The sequence below is a fragment of the Acetobacter fabarum genome, from assembly GCF_040702925.2.
In the GTDB taxonomy this organism is placed as follows: domain Bacteria; phylum Pseudomonadota; class Alphaproteobacteria; order Acetobacterales; family Acetobacteraceae; genus Acetobacter; species Acetobacter fabarum_B.
The window spans coordinates 128410-148520 of sequence record NZ_JBFCXX020000006.1 but is presented as its reverse complement, the minus strand read 5'-3'; the positions used below and the strand labels follow the sequence as shown (position 1 = coordinate 148520).

The following is a 20111-nucleotide window of genomic DNA, read 5'->3' as shown; positions in this document are numbered from 1 at the left end:
TAATTGGGAGGGTGTTCAATTCATCGCCAGCCACTTTATTCCTCTCCAGAACAAAGCGTCCAAAACCCTGACTGCAACACACAATACAGGGGGTATTAACCCATTGGAGTAGCGATAAGCGCATCCTCCAGCAGCCGGGCTATGCAGAAGCTGCCTCTGCCAGGCCAGAACGGCAACGCGCTGCCCCACAGGTAACGCCTCAGGAGCAGAGGAAACATAACAGATGCCCTGCCTTATTTTGACCGGCAATCACTCTGTTCTGTCCTGACCACATTCAGTTGGTAAACTATAAAGCCCTGTTCCAGATAAGCATTCAGTAACCAGAGCGTCCTTGCACAAATATCCAGCATTCTTCTCAAACACTGAAGGGGAAGGAGCTCTCCCCCTTCCCACACATGCACGGCATATCCTCCGGCGATTATGAACGCCGTTAATTGCTGGCCAGATTTTTATCTGACTTTGAAGGAGGCAAAACATGATTGAAAAGAAGGCTAAGGAAAATAGCCGTAAGAGCACCAACGGTAATCCCGCTCCCAAACACAATCCGCACCCATGATGGGAAGCTGTCTGTAATATGCGGTTGAGCCGTAACCAGCATGCTCAATGCAACGCTGGCCCCCGCAATAATGATGTTACTATGATCATCAAAATCAACCTGACTTAAGATCTGAACACCGATCATTGCGACTGTTGCAAACATGGCAAGGGCGGCGCCCCCCAGTACCGGGGCCGGAATACTGGCGACAAGAGCCGCTGCTACCGGAAAACTGCTGAGAATGATCATAATGACAGAGGCAGAAACAATAACCCAACGGCTCCGCACGCCAGTCATACGCACCAGCCCAACATTCTCTGCATAACATGTATAAGGAAATGAATTGAGAATACTGCCCAGAACAGTCGCCAAACCATCCGCCTGAATAGCAGAGGCAATATCATCAGCATGAATATCACGCTTTACAATTGAGCCAATGGCATAAACACCGGCAGATGTTTCGATCATGGCGATGATCATAACAACTGTCATCGACAGAATTGGAGCGATATGAAAAACAGGAAGCCCAAAATAAAATGGCTGAGTATAAGCCACCCAAGGCAGGGCATTATAATCATGCACTTTCATGTCACCCAGCATCATGGCAATGCCCGAACATAGGAGCAAACCCAACAGCACTGCTATGGTGGAAAAAAAACCGCGTAACACTCTTTGTAAGATGACAATCAGAAAAAAAGTACCCAAAGCATAATAAATATTCCTGATATTAACAGAGCTCTGCATAATGCTCGGGCTCTGGCCACCAACAATATCATTTGCGGCTATGGGAAGCAGGGCAAGCCCGACGATAAGAATGGTTGATCCCATGACCACCGGCGGGAAAAACCTCACAATTTTGGAAAAATATTTCCCCGCTATAAACGCGAACAGACCTGCTATGAGAATTGCACCGTAAATCTCTCGCAATCCTTCTATTCCGCCACCTGCAGCTACACCAATAGTGACCATCGGCACCATGGCTGTAAAGGTAACACCCTGTAACAGCGGTAAACGGACACCAATTTTTCCAATACCAACTGATTGTATTAAAGACGCAATACCACATGTAAAAAGGTCAGCATTGATCAGATGTAACAGGTCACTTCTGGACAGGTTAAGTGCATTGGCCAGAATGATAGGCACAATAACCGCAGCGGCATAAAATGTGCAGACATGCTGTACACCATAGATAATCAGCTTGTTTAAGGGCAGCACTTCATCAACCGGATTATCCTGTACTGATTTAGCCTTTGTCATACAATCTGACACATCTGCATTTGTTTCGCAGCACTTCATCCCAGTTCCTTCCGGCCATGTACGACTGAACTATGAGATTCAGGAAATCTTTTGAGTATTGATCATGTTCTCTACTCATGATCAAAATAGAAAGCATGGACTGATCTATTCAGCCTTAGCTCTGATGTCCATACGTTGCCTGTAGCCTTTCCTGCAGATAATCGTAGCCACTCACAGGTGGGTAGTGCGCGCTTTCACCTTGCTGGCTGACAATTGGTTCAACCTGTGCATCCGCATCCGGGTCCAGAAAAAAGGCAATGGAATATCGCTCCCCTTCTGGGCGCAAAACACGATGGGGGGTGGAGACGTACACATCGTTGCTCCAGCGCATCAGGCAATCCCCAATGTTGCAGATAAACGTGCCGGGAATAAGTGGCGCATCCATCCAGTCACGCCCACGCGGGCGCACCTGCAGGCCAGACACACCATTAACGGCCAGAATGGTCACATTGCCATAATCCGTATGCGCCCCTGCCCCCGGGGCCTGATCGGCACGTTTTGATAGAGAATGCGGAAAAGGCGGGTAACGCAGCAGACGCAGCGTTGCCATGGGATTTTTGAACTTATCAACAAAAAAGTTCTCATCCACGCCAAGGTCGCGCGCAAAACCACGGTGCAGGGCCGCACCTATATCCAGACATGTTGTAAAATACGCCATCATCAGGTCCCGCCACCCCGGAAAATCGGGCCATACGTCTGCATCATCCACATTATGGGGGCTGATATTGAAGGCTTCCTTGTTATCGGGCAGGGATGTCGTATCAAGCCGCTCGACGCCCAGGCCAACATAACCCCGATTTTTGCCAAGCCTGCTCATGGCGACCTTTTCCTTGGCACTGGCAGGCTGGTTGAAGAAAATGCGTGAAGCTTCAAAAAGCCTGCTCATCATTTCAGGCGCCACACCGTGGCCGGTAATATAAAAAAAACCGGCTTCACGGCATGCCCTGCCAAGGGCTGCAGCCACTACCTTACGCTCCGCACTGCTGCCATGGCGGAGTGCTGCAATATCAATAACAGGAATAGGGGGTACCATCGGACGTATCCTTTCAAACGCAGGACGTAAAGACTGATGCTGGTCGTCAGGCCGGCGGGTGGCGTCTCCCATGGTATGGGATGTCTGGCCATGAATACCGCGCTGCCGGATACTGCGTGGGCTCTGGCCATTCATCAGCCGGACCTCACGCGAGAGATGAAATGCCGATCCGTACCCGGTAATATCGGCAATACTGGCAAGCGACATGTCTGTATGCCGTATAAGGCGCAAAGCCGCTTGGGCTCTTACGTTACGTAAATACCGTATAGGGGTCGTGCCCTGATGGCGACGGAACAGGTCGATCAGGTAAGGCGGTGTAACACCAGCTACGCTAGCCAGTTTCTCAAGGGATGGCTTTTCAGCGTAATGCTGGTCGATATAGGATTTTGCCGCAATCAGGGAGGGCGGCATATGCCCGATAACGTCCTGCCCCGCCTCTATACGCCATGCCGCAAACAGGGCCTCGCCCAAAGCATTACGTAATGTATCCAGCGTGGGCGAGGTATGCAGACCGCAGTTAATGCCCTCACGAAACAACGTGAGAATGCGCTGGGATGCGCGAACCCTGTCCCCCAGAAAATCACTTCTGGCAGGCAGGGCAGACTTGAGCAGCGGTGTTTCGCACCACATCACACGGCTGCCCGGAGCGTAAGTGGAGCGACGGCCTGTTCTGTTAATAAAAATACCGCACTCACCAGCATGCAGTTCGCGCCGGTTCCTATCAATAACCGTGCTCATGGTACCTGTTTCCAACAGGATCAGAGCAGCATAGGCACCACTGGTGACCCTGAACTCCCCTCCATCAGGGTAAGCTGTTTGACCAAACGAGAAATTGGCGCCACGCCTGATAAATGCGGTTTCCTGAATCTCTGACAGATCGAGCCTCCTCACATAGCGCACGACCTGAATTATAGTTATGATTCCGGAATGATAAATAGCTCAAATAGCTAAAAACATGTCCAGAATTAAGATGTGGCGACCAAAGAAGGCACTCACACCCCAAAAATCGGACCTGTAACAAACACGCTGGAATCTGGGAAAATACGGGCGGCCTGAAACACCGCCCGACTGGCCCCGCTTTACAAAGCGCTGATCACTTTAAGCCCTGCCAAAACGGCGTTGGGAATAACGGAAGTCTCTCCCGGTCGCATCATGTATTCAAACTCAGGGGTCACGACCAGACCCGGTACGATGGGAATACCATAATACGCCTCCAGAATAGCAGAGTGGGTTTGAGGCGCATTTACATACGCTCCCATGGACATGCCTGCCCACTGGCGTAATTGCTGCCCGTACGTTGTCCGCGGACTGAGTTGATAATAGGAATACATGACCCCGAACCGGTCAAACGGGCGTCCGGGAATAATCCCCAGCAAAGAGGCTCCAAAATAGAACTCATTGGAAAATGTAGAGTTGCTTGGTGTATTATGAATAAACCCAGCCAGTACATAGCCACCCGCCATCTGGTGCTGACCATGACTGCGGTAAACCATCTGATCCGTCTCGATATAAAACGTATCTCTGGGTTTTTCCTTATGCTTTTGCACCGACCCGGCAAACGCAGGTGGAATAATCCCGATCATATCAGCATAAGGGGAGGTATCATGCCCATATCCGATTTTGTAATGACCGGGCAGTTTACGCTCGCCAAAAAAGGGCTCCCAGGTCAGTTCCACAGGGGTCTGAATACCGGTATACGGCTCGCTCCCCCAGGCCCAGCCTGTATTATCAACCGCTTTTGGACCGATACGATACACACCTGTTCTTAAAATCAGGTCTCGCGTCGGGCGTATGCGGAATGTCCCACCCCACGATGTTTTGGGGTACACACTCCAACCCGCAGGTTCACGAATAGCCATGGGTGCGGAACACATGGTCATAAACGTACAAAGCAACACTGATGTGGAATAGGTATGCGTGAGCGCAATGCGTCCAAGATTAATATTGATCCTCTTGTTCAGGAACGATTTTTCTACATAAAGATCAGCCAGACGTGCTGCGGCGGGGCCATGAATACTCCAGACCTCGGTCAGCAGAACATTGCGCTCACCCACATGATCCCACCCGACCTGCCGACCTTCCCGGTTCATAACAATTCCATGCAGGAACCAGCCATCCAGCGGCTTCCATTTCGTCAACTTGCCCAGATCAAACAGCATGGCAATACGAACTTCGTGCGTGTAGTCCATTCCTTTTGAAAGACCACCGCTCATATTCCCCATGCCCTCCCCCTTATAGGTCAGCTCAAAGCTGAAACCATGGTTGGCCAGACGATCCCGGAACGGTTTAAGGGAGGGCATGAGATTCCCGAAAGCCTGCTCGGAAACATAATAACCAGCACTAATGTCTCCCCGTCGCAAGGCATCTTCATTATGATTCAATAATGAGGAAATGCTTTCCGTCTGGAACAAAGGTTCCAGACGATCTTCCGCAATCGGCCGTTTCCGTTTAACTGGCGGAGAGGCAGTGCCATTCACCCCACTGGCCGCTGCTCCCGCAGATAAGGATGAGGTTTTAACCTCTTGCGCCTTCACCTCACAGGGAAGAGCCATCACCAGCAGAGCAAGCCCAAAAGCTGCATGAACTTTTGGAAGGAAAGACACGATATTACGCTGCAAAGCATAGGCTTTGCAGCTATCATCCCAAAATGTGGGCATGGCTTTATCCAAAGCTGTAAGCCCCCCTTCCAATCCATACTGGAATAGAGGCACAACATTCCTGAATTTGAAGAATAAGACGCGTTTACGACTTGCGTACGACAGACAAGCGTACGGTCACTTTACTCTGCTGTTTCAGGTCCAGAGGAGCATGGGACATCATTTTATCAGACATTTTTTCTTTTTCTTATGACTGCTTTTTTTCAAAATAAACCGGATTTTAAAAATTTTCAATTCACATTTTTGTCGCTTATTTGTAATAACAAACGGGTATCATTCAGTCATTCATTTCCATGACCAAAAATATAATCCCCGTCTCGCACTGATATATATATCAAATTAACTACATTTATTCGTGTAATATTTTCTGCACATTCCACCCTTATGTGAGATGAAACCCATCCAGCAGCAGCCGTAACTGGCTCGTCTCTTGCACCATACCTTCGCTCGCCGTGGAAGTCCGTTCTGCCATGGCGGCGTTCTGCCGTGTACCTTCATCAATGGTCGCTACAGCGCCATTAACACTTTGCAATGCTGCCGCCTGCTCCCGTGCCGCGTCCTCTATCGCTTTGAGACGGGAACGAATTTCAAAAATACCAGAGATAATAAACTTCATATCCTCTCTGGCCTCTTTCATAATGGAAACCCCCTGACTTACCTGCACCTGAGAGGCACCGGTCAACCCACGAACATCTCTGGAGGCCACCCGCGCGCGGTTCGCCAGTTCACGAATTTGCTGTGCAAGCACTTTAAACCCATTACCTGCACCTGCTGCGCGAGCAGCTTCAACAGCCGTGTTGAGTGCAAGAATATTAGTTTGAATGGCAACCGCATCCATAATATCCGTAATTTTGTTAATAGCCTCAGTCGAACGTTCAATTTCCGCCATGGACTCATTCGCCCGATCAATCATGCCACCAAAGTGCTGGATGCTCTCCAGACAATTTGCGACAAAATTATTGGCTTCAGACACACGGCTCGCCGTGGAACTTACCGTAGCGGTAATCTGCTCGATAGCAGCAGCAGTTTTCTCTACCGATGCCGACTGCCGTTCGGTACGCAGTGCCAGCTCGCCTGATGCAGCGCTGATTTCCTGTGTGACAACATCTATATTGTAAGCTGTATCACTCGCTACCTTCAAAGTGGTACGAAGAGCATGCAGGGCTGCATTCAAATTATCCCGTAATGGCAGATAAGGCTCCGGCACATTACTCTTCATATCCCGGGCCAGATTCTGCTCTGCAATCTCCTGAAGAACAGAACCAAAACTTTCGGCGACAAACACCTGTTCCTTGGATATGGCTTCATCCCGCAATGTTGCTCTGGATTTTTCAGCTTCAGCCAGATAAACTGAAATGGTCAGATCCATTTCAAAAAGTACAGCCTTACATAAACTGCTTATCTTATGGGAAAGTTTTTTAGAAACCATATTTTTTTTGTCAAACAGACCACCTCCAGGCAAAGCGCTGGCAACAATGGCATGAATAAGATGATCAAGGACAAGAGCATACCCACCAATGTACCATCTGGGTTCAAGCCCGATTTTAGCATGAATACTGCCAATCTGCTTCACATTCTGAGCATATTCCAGTCCAAAACTGGCCGATGAGATGTTTTTCCAGTGTTCCTGTTGTGCTGCCTTGGCCTGTTCAATATGTGTTTCAGACTGAAAAAACATACTGGTTTCCGGAGTACGACGTACCTGTGTATAAAACCCGTCCAATGCCTGCGGAAGTTCGCTATCAATAATGGTTTTTATGGAGCGAATAGCCTCACAATCCGCTTCTGTCAGTCCCATGAACTGCCGACGGCACTCCAGATCGGAAAGGTTTTGCCCATCACTGACATGTGTGGTTGGAGTAATGATGGTCATGTTGCTTCCTCTATCCAGAAAAGGATGGCTATTAAATCTCTAAAAGAAGATAAAACTTCGAAAATATTTTATACTGTTTTTCGATAGTGTTTACCCTCTCCAGACAGATGCTCCATAATCCAGGTATTAAGGGCTGCGGGAGGCATAGGTCTGCCAAACAGATATCCCTGCATGACATCACACCCCATCGAGCGCAGCATTTCCTCCTGAGAGCCCTCTTCCACACCTTCGGTCACAATTCTCACACCAAGTCTTTTACCAATGGTGATTGCCGCCTCTGTGACGATGAGAGAACTGATATTTTCTTCAAAATCCATAACAAAACTACGGTCAATCTTGAGTTCCGTCAGCGGCAGGGTGCTCAGACGCGACAGGGAGGAAAACCCCGTACCAAAATCATCCAACGAAAGCCCGACGCCAACCCCGCGTAGTGCAGACAATGTCGCCAGTGCTTCCGAACTCTGGCGCATCATGACACTTTCTGTAATTTCAATTGTCAGACGCTCCGGAGCCAGATGATAGGTGTCCAGCACATCCACAATCTGTTGCAATAGTTCGGAACTGGCAAAATGTCCGGCTGAAATGTTGACACTGACAACAGGCACCATAATCCCCTGCCGGTCCCATTGAGCAAGCTGCTGACACGCCTGAGTAATAGACCACCGACCAATTGCCTCAATCTGCCCGGTTTCCTCCGCTATTGGAATGAACCGGGAGGGAGGCACCGCGCCCAAAGCCGGATGCTGCCAACGCGCCAGCGCCTCAACACCATGTAATCTACCGGTTGTGACGCAGATCTGCGGTTGATAAAATAATGAGAGCTCCGAATTCTGGATGGCTTTACGCAAGGCTGAACCGACAATAAGTCTGGACTGTACTTCACTGTCAGAAGCATTATCCAGAATACGGAAACTGCCACGTGCCGTTTTTTTGGCCTCCAGCATTGCCACTTCCGCACGGTTGAGCACCTGCTCCACATCCTTGCTTTCATCCGGATACAGGCTTATCCCCGTGCTGACAGATACAATCAGTTCATGCCCGTTTATAATAATCGGTTCCTGCATGATCTCGATTAATGTTTCTGCAAAATTTCTGGCGGTATTCCTGTCTCCCCCGGGGATGATGATGACAAAATCGTCCCCCCCCAAACGTCCGGTTACAAAATTGCTCCGGCATTGCGCTGCCAGACGTTGCGCCACAATCTGAAGTAACAGATCTCCCTGATCGTAGCCCAGAAGGTTGTTAATATCCTGAAACAGATCAATATCCAGAACAAGCAGCGCAAATGGCCAGCCGGCTGGCTGCGCCATCATGTTTTTAAGAATAATGGTTACTGCATTCCGGTTGAGCAAACCTGTTAGCGAGTCATACCGATCCAGACGGTGCAACTTCTGTCTCGTTTTTCCGCGCTCAATAATCGCGGCACATGACGGAACACATCCCGAAACAATTTTTTGCGGCCAGTTGGTAATTTTGTCTTTATTCCGTGAGTAGAGCGCAAAAATACCAATCGGAGAGCCCCCGCCGTCACACACAGCTGAAGCCCAGCAATCCAGCAACCCGACTTCCTGCTCCACGGTACCGGCGTTTTGCCAGACAACCGTTCTGGCTTCCTCCGGGTGCGTGCGCAGGGCGATCATATCCGCCTCGGACAATGTCATGCGTGTTAACATTCTACCCTTACGCCGTGGCAGACTTTCACCAGACAATATCTCAAGACCACGCTCCGGCGTGATCTGCAACAGCACAGCCACACTGTTGGGCACCAGCTTTTCGGCCTCGGCACAAAGCATGTCGGCAATATCCTGCTCTGTCGCTTTTCCTACCAGTTCTATAAAAACCTTGTTTTGTATGTTTATAAGCTTTTTACGATGGCTCTCTTCCGTAACTCCCTTTACGATCGCCATATAATAACGCTTATGCGTAGGCGCGATAGTAATGGCTGAAACAGACATTTCGGCTACCGCATAATCACCTGCACTGCGTGTAAAGGTGATCTCGCGCGACGTACCGACAATACGGTCAATACCTGTTGCACGATTATGAGCAATATATTCATCATGTCTGGCGCGATGTTCGAGTGGCACCAGGCATTTAACATTCTGCCCCATGACCTCCGCAGCTTCATACCCCCACAAACGCTCGGCTGCGGTATTGAAAAAAATGATTTTATTTTCATCATTGATGATAATAACGCCGTCAGCGGCCTGCTTGAGTATTTCGTAATACATATTTCCGCAATGTTCGACGGGCAGGATATCTGATTTTGTTTCGATCATGAAAAATACCCACCATTAACAATTGCAGGAACCCACTCAACACCGGTTCTGTTATACTTTTTTTATTTGAAAAAAATTATTCTCCCTACAACAGAAGATGGATAGTCATGGATAAATGTTCCCCGGACAATACTATCATCTTAGAATAAGACGCAAAAATTATGCCAGAGTGTGTTTTATCTTAACATTGTTTTTCAATAATCATTCATTCAAATACACTCACCAATCCTTCAATGATCACAAATGGAGGAAAGAGGCTGTATTGACACCTGAATATCCCGTGGTTTTGCAAAATAAGGATGGGACGTAACCAGAATACCTGCTCCAGCCCGTACATAATCTGCCGCATTATCGGGCCCTACCGCTCCCGCAGCCGCCAACAATGGCACGGGCTGGTTTGGAGCCAAACCATTGAGAAAATTCCTGAGCTTTTTAACATCCTGCAACGAGAATTTTTCCAGTTGCAGAATATCTGCTTCAGTTTCCAGAAAAGCCATAGCTTCCTCGACCGAGGTCACCTCCACAACAATCTTGCGTTCAGGCAAACTCTGTTTGAGGTGCTTTACGGCTGCGCGTCCATCTTCTGGTAGAAAAGCACGATGTTCGGGAAATACCAGAACAGTTTCTGACAAACCCGCACGGTGTACGACCGCACCACCCGCCGTAATGGAACGTATAGCAAGTCCGCGCATACCCGGTGGAGCTTTACGGGTGCAGGCTACAACCACATCGGGCCTTACCTCCCGTGCTGCCTGCACAATATCATGGGCATCACTTGCAAGCCCTCCAGCCCATTCCATAAGTGTCTGGGCCTGCTTCCAGGCCAGAAACAAAGCGTCTGCTGAGCCTTCTACCTGCAAAATCTGTTCCCCCGCAGGCATCCATTGCCCTGAGGGGGCGCTAAAACAGACATGCCCCCCAACGTGGCGGAATAGCGCGGCCGCCACCTCGCTACAGGCAACAACCTGCGGCATACGTGCGGTAAAGCTGATCCGCGCCCCTTGTCCGCCAAAGCCCAGAGCGCGGGTTGTCAGGTCTCCGCACGGAGCATCCTCTGCCAATATTGCATCAAGCAGACTTGTTGGCACATGGAACATTAGTCATCCAAACTTGAAGAGTACGCCGAACCCACCACGCGGATAATTCCACTCGATCTCGCCCGTGTTCTGACACACAACACGGCATGTCCCGCACTCCATGCAGCCATCCGCTACAATTTCCACCTGTCCGTGTTCGTTCTGACTGTAACAGCCAGCTGGACAGACATGCACCATGGCTTTCAACTCTTCCGATGGTGTTTCATGCGGGACGACACGAATATGTGGTTTCCCTGTATCAACCACATAGCGGTTCTGAAACAGTCTGTTTTCAACATCGTCGCTCATCGCCATGCCCTCGCCAGTTTAACAGCATCACCCAAAAGCCCAAGGCCACGAACACGCCAGGCCGATTTTACAATCTCGTTTTCCTTGGTCTTCTTGTCCCGCCCATCAACACGGAACCATGTCTGAGCGGCTCCGTTCATCAGGCGGGGATACGTATCCATGATCGTGCTCCCCTGCTTTTCCAGCATTCTGGGAACATCCTTGTATTTTTTCATGTCTTTCATGACAAACGAGTCATCAAGCCTCTGCCGGTATGCTCCAAGGGCTTTTTTAGTGCAGGCCTGTCCTCGTTTGTTAAGCGTAATAATGGTTTCGGCCGCCAGACGCCCTGTTGTCATGGCAAGGTTTGAGCCTTCCCTATGCACGGCGTTTACAAAATGCCCGGCATCACCCACGCAAATCCAGCCATCTCCTACCAGATCCGGAATAGCCCTGTATCCACCTTCGGGAATCAGATGTGCGGCATATTCCTTCATTTCCGAGCCCTCCAGCAGCCCCCGGATGGAAGGATGCGCCTTGAACCGATCCAGAAGCTGGTATGGTGAATCCTTGCCAACGCGGCTCAACTCACTCACCAGACACCCGATCCCAATGGAGATGGACTCCCGGTTGGTGTACAAAAATGCGGTGCCGATCATGCCATCGGTAATCGTGCCCATGGCCTCAATAACGACACCTTCATCCCCTGTAATATTGAAACGGCTTTCAATCGTCTCCTGGGGTAGAAAATGCATTTCCTTGACCGCCAGCGCCACATCTTCTGGACGCAGTTCCGAGCGCAACCCTGATCTTTGCCCGACCAGACCGTTCACACCTTCGGCCAGCACGACCACATTGGCGTAAAAACCCTCGCCCTCGCGGTCAGTCTGTACGCCTATCACCTGCCCATCCGGATCACGCAGCAGACTTGTGGCAGTCGTTTCGTACAGGACAGTCGCCCCGGCATCCCGCACCTGACGATTGAACCACTTATCAAACTGGGCGCGGATGATGGTATAACGATTTGGCAGATCTTCATTATAATCATCGCTTCTATGATGCATGCCCGTATGGCCACGATCATCCATCATCCATATCCGCTGCTCAACGATATGCCGTTCCAATGGCGCTTCCTCGCGGAAGTCGGGAATCATCTGTTCCAGCGCGTCCGAGTACAGAATGGCACCCTGCACGTTTTTGGAACCAGAATATTCCCCACGCTCAATCTGGAGCACATTCAGTCCTGCATTCGCCATGGTATATGCGGCGGAATTTCCCGCAGGGCCTGCTCCGACCACAATGGCGTCAAATACAACTTTACTCATGGCTGTCTTATCTCCCTCAACCAGCTAACCGGTTGACAAGCAGACGCTGGCGAAAAGCCTCGGTCAGCAATGGCAAAAGAGTAACCGCATCCGCGACAACTCCAAGATGGGCAAAATCAAAAATCGGGGCATTAGGGTCTGTATTGATCGCGACAATCATGTCTGCGCCTTCCACACCAACCCGATGCTGAATGGCCCCCGAAATTCCAGCAGCAATGTACAGCTTGGGCCGAATGGTCTTGCCGGTCTGCCCGATCTGACGGTCAGCCCCGATCCAGCCTTTTTGCACAAGAGGACGTGAGCCACCCCAGTCCCCCCCCAGAACTGTCGCGAGCTTGCGCACAAGTTGAATGTTCTCTTCCGAGCGCAGGCCCATCCCCCCCGCGACCACAATATCCGCAAAGGCCAGCCCGGACGCTTCCGAAGCATCATCGGGCAGAAAACTCAGCACCTTGGTAACAATGCTGTCTTCCTGCAGGTCTGGCGTAAAGGGCACAACCCGGCCCTCACGCCCTTCTACGGGTTTGGGCATAGCCATGACACGGGGGCGAATGGTTGCCATTTGTGGCCGATAATTCAGCGTATGAATGGTGCAAAGGAGTGAACCGCCAAATGTTGGCCGCGTGGCTGCCAATGAGCGTTCATCATCAATTGCCAGTTCTGTACAATCCGCCGTCAGGCCGGTTTTGAGTGTGGTGGCCACAGACCCGGCCAGATCACGCCCCAGAACGGTCGCACCCAGCAACATGATCTCTGGCTGGTACTTCAGCACCAGTTCGGTCATGACTTTTGTGTAAGGCTGGTTACGGTACTGCGCGAGAACGGGGTGATCGACCAGATAAACAAGGTCCGCCCCATAGGCAAAGCAGCTTCTGGTCGCATCATCCAGCCCATGCTCACCACTGCCAAGCAGCACACCCGCCAGTTCCACACCAAGCTGGTCAGCCAGTTTACGGCCCTCACCCAGCAGTTCGAGAGAAACAGGGTGAATACGCCCGAGCTCAAATTCGATAAAAACCCAGACATGCTTGTAAGACCGGAAATGTTCCGGCAGTTCTTTTTTCATGCCAGCGCGCGAGCCTGAAGCGCCAGCGACCGGGGTTTGTGAAGTATTCATGGTCGCCCTTTTCCTTTCACGGCGTCAGCGCCGCTCAATACCCGCCAGCTGCGCTGATCAGGTCTTCCTCCAGTGCTGGCTGCCGCGCAAAAATGGCGTCAATCAACGCCGTGGCTGTGGCACTGCCACCACCTGTTGCGGGAATCATGTCTGCTTTTTCGGATCGGGCCGCAGGCGCAAAGACGCGCTTGACCACTGTGGGTGAACCACGCAGACCACACAAGGACAGATCCGTAATACCAACGGCTGCCGCGTTCCACTGGGTGACCTTTGCCTGTGCGGCGCGTAGCACGTCAGACTGAGTACCCCGGCGGATGTGGTTGCTCCCTTCGAGCATGGTAATCATGGCTGGCAGACGAGAGGTAAGCACCTGCACACCATGATCCGCCCGGCGACGCACCGTAATGCTGCCTTTTTCCGGATCAATCTCATCAATGGCGGACACGTAGGTTAATTGAGAAAGCCCCAGACGCTGGGCTATACCCGGACCGACCTGAGCTGTATCACCATCAATGGTCTGCTTGCCACAAAACACGATCTGGGGCATGCCTTCTTCTTCAGCGGCTTTTTCAATCAGTCTGGCCAAAGCATAGCTTGTCGCCAGCGTATCGGACCCTGCAAAAAACCGGTCTGTCAGCAGCAGGCCACGGTCTGCGCCATAACCGAGTGCTTTACGCAAACTTTCGGACGCCATGGGCGGCCCCATGGTCAGCACTGTAACCGTGCCGCCAAAACGGTCGCGCAAACGTAGCGCTTCTTCCAGCCCGAACAGATCATAGGGGTTGATAATTGTCGGCACACCTTGCCGCATGATGGTGTTTGTAACCGGGTGCACACGAATCTGTGCGCTATCCGGAACCTGTTTAATGCAGACAAAGATACGCATCGCCCTACTTCCTTTTATCTGTCCTTCCCCATAATCCCCGCAAGCCGCATGCCATTCCGATGCTATGCGCCAGAAAAACCATCCTTTTGACCCAAGATACCAACAGGAGAAATATCCTCCCCCCCTCCATGTTGGAAAAACGACAAATCAGGTCATATTTTTTCACATTTTTTGATTATTTCTTGCTGCCTTCCGTCAGTTCCGTCACAACAGTCAGATCTTCCAGGCCCACCATGATCTGACGGGACGGGCGTATGGCATCGCGATGTACCTTGAACGAACGTTCGGCTATGGGCGTGGATACGACAAAGTCCTGATAGGCACGCGACAAAAGCGTACGACACCGTTCGCGCACCATTGTTTCATCCAGTTCCGTGTCCAGTCCCTGTTCATCCAGATAGGAGCGCATACGCCGCAGAATATGCAACCGTGCCACATTCAGCACAGTAGGGTCATAGGGAACACCAAGCTGCTCGAAAAATTCCTCGGCGGCCGAAAGACGACGGAGTTCTTGTAAAACCTGCATTGTTCACTGTTCCTTCTAACATCGCCGCTTCAGGCGGCACGGCATTGTAAGCCTGAGAACAAAAGTGCGATTTCATCCAAAGTGATGGCTCTTTTGCGTTGTTCGGCCAGATGGCGCACGGCCTGTAGCAATTGTGTGGCGGTGCCATCGCACGCTTGCAGACCTAAACAGGCCAGTGCATGCTTAATGGCCGCCCGCCCGGAGTGCTTGCCAAAAACAATCTCGCGTTCACGACCTAGCTGTATGGGGTCCAGAGCTTCGTAGGTATTCACATCACGCAGCAGACCCGACACATGAATACCGGATTCATGGCGGAATACCGATGAGCCCACCACAGCCTTGCCTTCGGGAATACAACGGCCAGACGCCTGTGCTACAAGCTGCGCCAGAGCCGTCAGGCGCAGCAGGTCCACACGCGTCTCATACCCAAGAAAACGGGGAGCAGCCAATGCCAACTCTTCCAGCGGGGCATTCCCTGCCCTTTCCCCCAGACCCAGGACGGTCACACTTGCAACATCTGCCCCAGCCCTGAGAGCCGCAAGCGTATTGGCCGTCGCCAGACCATAATCATCATGACCATGAAACTCTATTTCCAGTTCCGTCTGCTCACGAAGCCGGGTTATGGCTGCAAAGGCTGCAAAGGGGTCCAGAACACCTAATGTATCAGCGTAACGGAAACGCATGGCACCCGCCTGCCCGAGCATTCCAACAAAATCAGCCAGAAAACCGGGTTCAGCCCGGCTGGCGTCCTCCCCCCCCACCGACACCATGAGCCCCATATCCACTGCCCGCGCAACAATATCGCGCGTCATATCCAGCACATACGCAGGTGTTGTACGGTACTTTGCCGCAATCTGCATTGGAGACGTGGAAGCCGAAAGATGCACACTGCCAAGCCCCGTCGCCCGCGCAAGAGCAAGGTCCCCCGGCACCATCCGGCACCAGGGAATAACCCGTGCGCGGGTAACGGAACGCCCGATCTGTTCCAGAATGGCCTGTTCTTCAGGCCCCATGGCAGGGGTGCCAGCCTCAATCTCATCCACCCCTGCCTCATCCAGCAGACAGGCTATTGCCAACTTCTCAGCCGGAGTAAACGCAACACCCGGCGCCTGTTCGCCATCACGCAGGGTGCTGTCATTCAGTTTCAGGCGGCATGAAGACCGTTTGAGCGGCTTGGCTGTCATGTCTCGCGCCCTTTATCTCATTAAGGAAAATCAGGCATAGCTAGGCGTAAACGCACTTCGTGTTGCTGACGCGCCATCCCAGAATGGAGACATGCCGCGCAAGGTCTCGACAATGCCGGGCATGACCTCCAGCACATGATCGACATCCTCCGGCGTATTTTCCCGGGACAGGGAGAAACGGATTGCACCATGCGCGGCGGTATAAGGCACTTTCATCGCCCGCAGAACATGCGAAGGCTCCAAAGACCCGGACGTACAGGCAGACCCCGAAGATGCCGCGACACCTGCCTTGTTGAGTAGCAGCAGAATACCTTCGCCCTCTATGTATTCAAACGCAATATTGCTTGTATTGGGCAAACGGCGTTCGGGATCACCCGTAACCATTGCGTGCGATATCCGCTGGAGCAGGCCACTTTCCAACCTGTCGCGCAGGGCACGCACTCGCGTATTTTCCTCATCCAGATGCGTACGAGCCAGTTCGGCGGCAACCCCCAGTCCGATAATGGACGGTGCATTTTCCGTTCCCGCACGCCGTCCTCGTTCCTGATGGCCACCCCGGATCATGGGGCGCAGCCGCACACCACGGCGCACATACAGCGCGCCAATGCCTTTGGGTGCATGGAATTTGTGACCTGAAAGCGAAAGCATGTCGATTTCGGACGTTTTCAGATCCATGGGCACCTTACCCACGGCCTGCACAGCATCCGTATGGAACAACGCCCCAGCCTCGTGCGCAAGTTCGGCCAGTGTTTCCACATCGAACAGATTGCCGGTTTCGTTATTGGCCCACATGATGGAGGCAATGGCTGTGCGTGGCCCCAGCGCTTTGCGGTAAGCATCCATATCCAGCCGCCCGAGAGAGTCCACGCCAATATAATGAACTTTTACACCGCGTGTTTTTTCAAGCCATGCGCAAAGTGCCAGAATGGCGGGGTGTTCCACGACGGATGTCACAATTTCGTTGCGACCAGCCTGAGTTTCCAGCGCGGAAAGGAGAGCCGTATTATCCGCTTCCGTTCCACAACCTGTATAGACAATCTCGTGATCAAATTCCGTACCCAGCAGTGCCTGAAGCTGACGCCGCGCATGTCTGATGGCCGTTCCAACATCGGCACCAAATGCATGGATTGATGAGGCATTGCCAAACTGCTCGGTAAAATACGGCAGCATGGCGTCCACCACACGCGGGTCAACCCGCGTAGTCGCATTATTGTCGAGATAGACCGGCTTCATCTGCTTTCCCCCACTCGTGGCCGGTGACCCTCCGGCGCGTTTTTTGTCATCACCTCATAGACCACACGGCAACATCAATGACCGGCGGGCACCGGAATAACCCGAACCGGCTCACCCAGCCGCTCAGCCAGACGCTGCTGAATGCCCTGCACCGTAACGGATGCAAGCTGGCAGTTCACACAGGCACCACTAAGCCGGACCATCACCTTGTTGCCGTCCACATCCACCAGTTCACAATCCCCGCCATCGCCTTGGAGAACCGGACGCAATTCGGTCAGCACCTCCTCCACCGCACGGATACGCTGCACTGTGGTCAACTTGGCGGGAGCTGTCGGTGTGCTCAGTTCAACAAGAGGAGAAGTCTTGCGCGCCGCGCGCCGCGTAGGGGGCAGCGCCCCTGCCACAAAGGCATCCCGCGCATCCAGCACACCCTCGCTCACCATTGCCGCGTTAATACGCTCCAGAGCCTCCTCAACCGTTTCTGCACAGGTAGAGCAACTTGCCGTTGCCTTGGTGTACTGGGCAACCTGCTCCATGCTGGTCAGATTATTGTTGCGTACCGCGCGCTCAAGCATGCCTTCATCAACACCAAAGCATTTGCACAGCAGAGCGCCTTCTTCATGGTCGTCCTCCCATGTTTCGCCCCGATAGTTGGCAACGGCGGCACGCAGGGCCTCATACCCCATGACCGAACAGTGCATTTTTTCCGGCGGCAGACCACCCAGAAAATCGGCAATGTCCTGATTCGTAATCTTCAGCGCTTCATCAACCGTTTTTCCGACGATAATTTCCGTCAGAGCCGAGGAGGACGCAATGGCGGACCCGCACCCGAATGTCTGGAACCGTGCACTGGTAATGCGATCCGTGTCGGGATCAACCTGAATCATCAGTTTTAGCGCATCCCCGCAGGCAATGGCCCCGACCTCACCCACACCATTGGCGTCCTCTATGACCCCAACATTCTTTGGGTTGAAAAAATATTCTTTAACCTTATCGGAATATTCCCACATGACCCCTCACTCCCGTTCCCCCAGCCAACAGGGATTTTAATTAAAAGACTTCCCACAGGAGCATTTGGATGCCGCGTTCGGGTTATCGAATGAAAATCCGGATTGCTCGAGAGAGACCACAAAATCAACCGTTGTGCCCTCAAGATGCGGACTGCTCGCACGATCGACAAAGACCTTGACGTCATCACAAAGAACAACAATATCGTCTTTCTCTGGCGCAGAGACCAGACCCATCATATATTTAAAGCCCGAGCACCCACCGGCTTCAACCATGATACGGATGCCTTCCGCCGGGTTACTTGAACCGGCAATGGCTGAACGCACGGCATCGCGCGCTGCATTGGTCAACTGGATCATTTTCCCCTCCGCCTCAATTCTTTTCCTCAAAAGAAATGTCGCAAGGATCGTGCCAGAAGCGCCTGTCTGCATTGCAAAAAGTAATATGTGCTGTGCAACCACGAGAACAGCCCGTGCATACGACAAACACAGACTACGGGGATATATATATCAGAATGAAAAAGACGTTTGTTTTTATGGAAGTAAACAATGCTGTTCTGTTTGCAACGTGTGTGCGCGGGTTATGAGCGGAATGCGACACAAAGCGCCATCAGGGCAAACACCGGATGATTATATGAGAGCGGCGAACCAGCCTGCACAACTCAGTCGGTCCCTTTTCGGGTACGCGCCATGCGGCTTTCACCGCTTTCATCCCCGAAACAGTCCTCAAAATCATCACATTCCGCACAGACCGGAACACTACACAGTCGAAACCCTTCATCACGACAGATCATACGAAAAAGAAACTTTTTCCATTTCATGTCTCCCGTGTTGCGGCTGGCCAATGGTTCAAAATGCCGTTCCATAAGCCAGGACAACTCCCGCCGTGAGCGTAGCCCCAGATCCTGCCATAAATGGTTGGGCGCCATGGCGCGCCTCGCCACCATATCGGCCAACAGCAGTTCGCGCTCCTCCCCCGTGGTGGCTCTGCGCAAAAGATCACGCAGGCAGTTTTCATCTTCATCCAGTATGGGCTCGGCCTGACTTTCAAAAGATTCAAAAAGTGCATGAACGGATGGAAACACCTGTCCTACCAGCTGGCTCAGGCGCACCCCGCCAACCCCCAGCGTTTCCGATGGCAGACAGTTACGCTCTCTGGCATCCGCCAGACCAACAGCCAGTATGGAAGCCAGAACATGCGCATCGAACCCTTCGCACATGTCCCCATGAACAGCCGCCATCAACCAGGCATGAATATCTGCTGCTCCCATAACCAGTTCCTCCGGGCTTATCAGGCTGCTATGTGAGTCTGGCAATTTGTGGGGCATACCCTGGCGCAGGCACCACACCCCACACACGCCCCAGCATCCTCCATGGCCATGACGCGACGATCAATATCGTCTTCGTCTTCTTCGTCATCAACAATTTCGCCCTCGTCATTTACACCACGCAGGGTCATGACACCGCGACCACACACCTTGTAGCAGCGGCCACAGCCAATACACACCGCAGGGTCTATGGCGTCCAGATAGGAAGGACTCCAACTACGGCCATCTCGGGTTGTTGCGTTCATATTCAATCCCCTTTTTCTTCCAGCGCACGTAATGTCGTGCGGCGCGCCTCCAAAATGGCGTATGCATCATGCGCACGGGCAGCCACCTCGGGAATATTGGTCCAGCCGACAGGCAGGTCTTCTGACAGATCATGCAGATCCATTTTCGCCTTGACCGCCCGTGACGAAAGTTTTTTTATTTCCGCCCGAAGTTCTTCAATATCATCCATTATGATACCCTCTT

Annotated in this window: 18 protein-coding genes; all 18 read right to left on the bottom strand. The window is 52.0% G+C overall.

Annotation, left to right across the window (positions count from 1 at the left end):
* Positions 1–430 precede the first annotated feature (430 nt).
* Complete coding sequence (locus AB2L51_RS06990; RefSeq protein ID WP_400921273.1) at positions 431–1831, bottom strand: nucleobase:cation symporter-2 family protein; 1401 nt, start codon at positions 1829–1831, stop codon at positions 431–433.
* A gap of 115 nt (positions 1832–1946) precedes the next feature.
* Positions 1947–3602 carry a 2-oxoglutarate and iron-dependent oxygenase domain-containing protein gene (locus tag AB2L51_RS06985; protein WP_395581864.1) on the bottom strand — a complete coding sequence of 552 codons (1656 nt, stop codon included), beginning with the start codon at positions 3600–3602 and terminating at the stop codon, positions 1947–1949.
* A gap of 341 nt (positions 3603–3943) precedes the next feature.
* The gene (locus tag AB2L51_RS06980) at positions 3944–5521 is read right to left on the bottom strand and encodes a carbohydrate porin (protein WP_395581863.1); all 1578 of its coding nucleotides are present in this window, start codon (positions 5519–5521) and stop codon (positions 3944–3946) included.
* 382 nt (positions 5522–5903) lie between these two features.
* Positions 5904–7394 (bottom strand): protoglobin domain-containing protein, encoded by a 1491-nt coding sequence (locus tag AB2L51_RS06975; protein ID WP_395581862.1) that lies wholly within the window; start codon positions 7392–7394, stop codon positions 5904–5906.
* Between the two features lie 68 nt (positions 7395–7462).
* Positions 7463–9673: an EAL domain-containing protein gene (locus AB2L51_RS06970; protein WP_395581861.1), complete on the bottom strand. Its 2211-nt coding sequence runs from the start codon at positions 9671–9673 to the stop codon at positions 7463–7465.
* A gap of 230 nt (positions 9674–9903) precedes the next feature.
* Positions 9904–10770: a ModD protein gene (gene modD / locus AB2L51_RS06965; RefSeq protein ID WP_395581860.1), complete on the bottom strand. Its 867-nt coding sequence runs from the start codon at positions 10768–10770 to the stop codon at positions 9904–9906.
* Between the two features lie 3 nt (positions 10771–10773).
* Positions 10774–11058 (bottom strand): ferredoxin family protein, encoded by a 285-nt coding sequence (locus AB2L51_RS06960; protein WP_395581859.1) that lies wholly within the window; start codon positions 11056–11058, stop codon positions 10774–10776.
* Complete coding sequence (locus AB2L51_RS06955; protein ID WP_395581858.1) at positions 11055–12362, bottom strand: FAD-dependent monooxygenase; 1308 nt, start codon at positions 12360–12362, stop codon at positions 11055–11057. The genes AB2L51_RS06960 and AB2L51_RS06955 overlap by 4 nt, the downstream gene beginning before the upstream one ends.
* A gap of 16 nt (positions 12363–12378) precedes the next feature.
* Positions 12379–13479, bottom strand: a complete 1101-nt coding sequence (locus AB2L51_RS06950) for an electron transfer flavoprotein subunit alpha/FixB family protein (RefSeq protein ID WP_395581857.1) — start codon at positions 13477–13479, stop codon at positions 12379–12381.
* A gap of 34 nt (positions 13480–13513) precedes the next feature.
* A complete protein-coding gene (locus tag AB2L51_RS06945) occupies positions 13514–14365 on the bottom strand; it encodes an electron transfer flavoprotein subunit beta/FixA family protein (protein ID WP_395581856.1) in 852 nt (283 codons plus the stop codon).
* A 175-nt stretch (positions 14366–14540) separates the two neighbouring features.
* The gene (nifW, locus tag AB2L51_RS06940; RefSeq protein ID WP_395581855.1) at positions 14541–14891 is read right to left on the bottom strand and encodes a nitrogenase stabilizing/protective protein NifW; all 351 of its coding nucleotides are present in this window, start codon (positions 14889–14891) and stop codon (positions 14541–14543) included.
* Between the two features lie 29 nt (positions 14892–14920).
* Entirely contained in the window at positions 14921–16075 is a 1155-nt protein-coding gene (nifV, locus tag AB2L51_RS06935; protein WP_395581854.1) for a homocitrate synthase, read from the bottom strand.
* Between the two features lie 30 nt (positions 16076–16105).
* Positions 16106–17308 (bottom strand): cysteine desulfurase NifS, encoded by a 1203-nt coding sequence (nifS, locus tag AB2L51_RS06930; protein WP_395581853.1) that lies wholly within the window; start codon positions 17306–17308, stop codon positions 16106–16108.
* Positions 17309–17382: 74 nt separating this feature from the next.
* Positions 17383–18318 (bottom strand): Fe-S cluster assembly protein NifU, encoded by a 936-nt coding sequence (gene nifU / locus AB2L51_RS06925; RefSeq protein WP_395581852.1) that lies wholly within the window; start codon positions 18316–18318, stop codon positions 17383–17385.
* Between the two features lie 36 nt (positions 18319–18354).
* Positions 18355–18675, bottom strand: coding sequence for a HesB/IscA family protein (locus AB2L51_RS06920; protein WP_395581851.1), 321 nt, complete (start codon positions 18673–18675; stop codon positions 18355–18357).
* A gap of 302 nt (positions 18676–18977) precedes the next feature.
* Positions 18978–19586: a nitrogen fixation protein NifQ gene (locus tag AB2L51_RS06915; protein WP_395581850.1), complete on the bottom strand. Its 609-nt coding sequence runs from the start codon at positions 19584–19586 to the stop codon at positions 18978–18980.
* Between the two features lie 20 nt (positions 19587–19606).
* Complete coding sequence (gene fdxB / locus AB2L51_RS06910) at positions 19607–19888, bottom strand: ferredoxin III, nif-specific (RefSeq protein WP_395581849.1); 282 nt, start codon at positions 19886–19888, stop codon at positions 19607–19609.
* Positions 19889–19890: 2 nt separating this feature from the next.
* Complete coding sequence (locus AB2L51_RS06905; protein ID WP_395581848.1) at positions 19891–20097, bottom strand: CCE_0567 family metalloprotein; 207 nt, start codon at positions 20095–20097, stop codon at positions 19891–19893.
* Between the last annotated feature and the right edge of the window lie 14 nt (positions 20098–20111).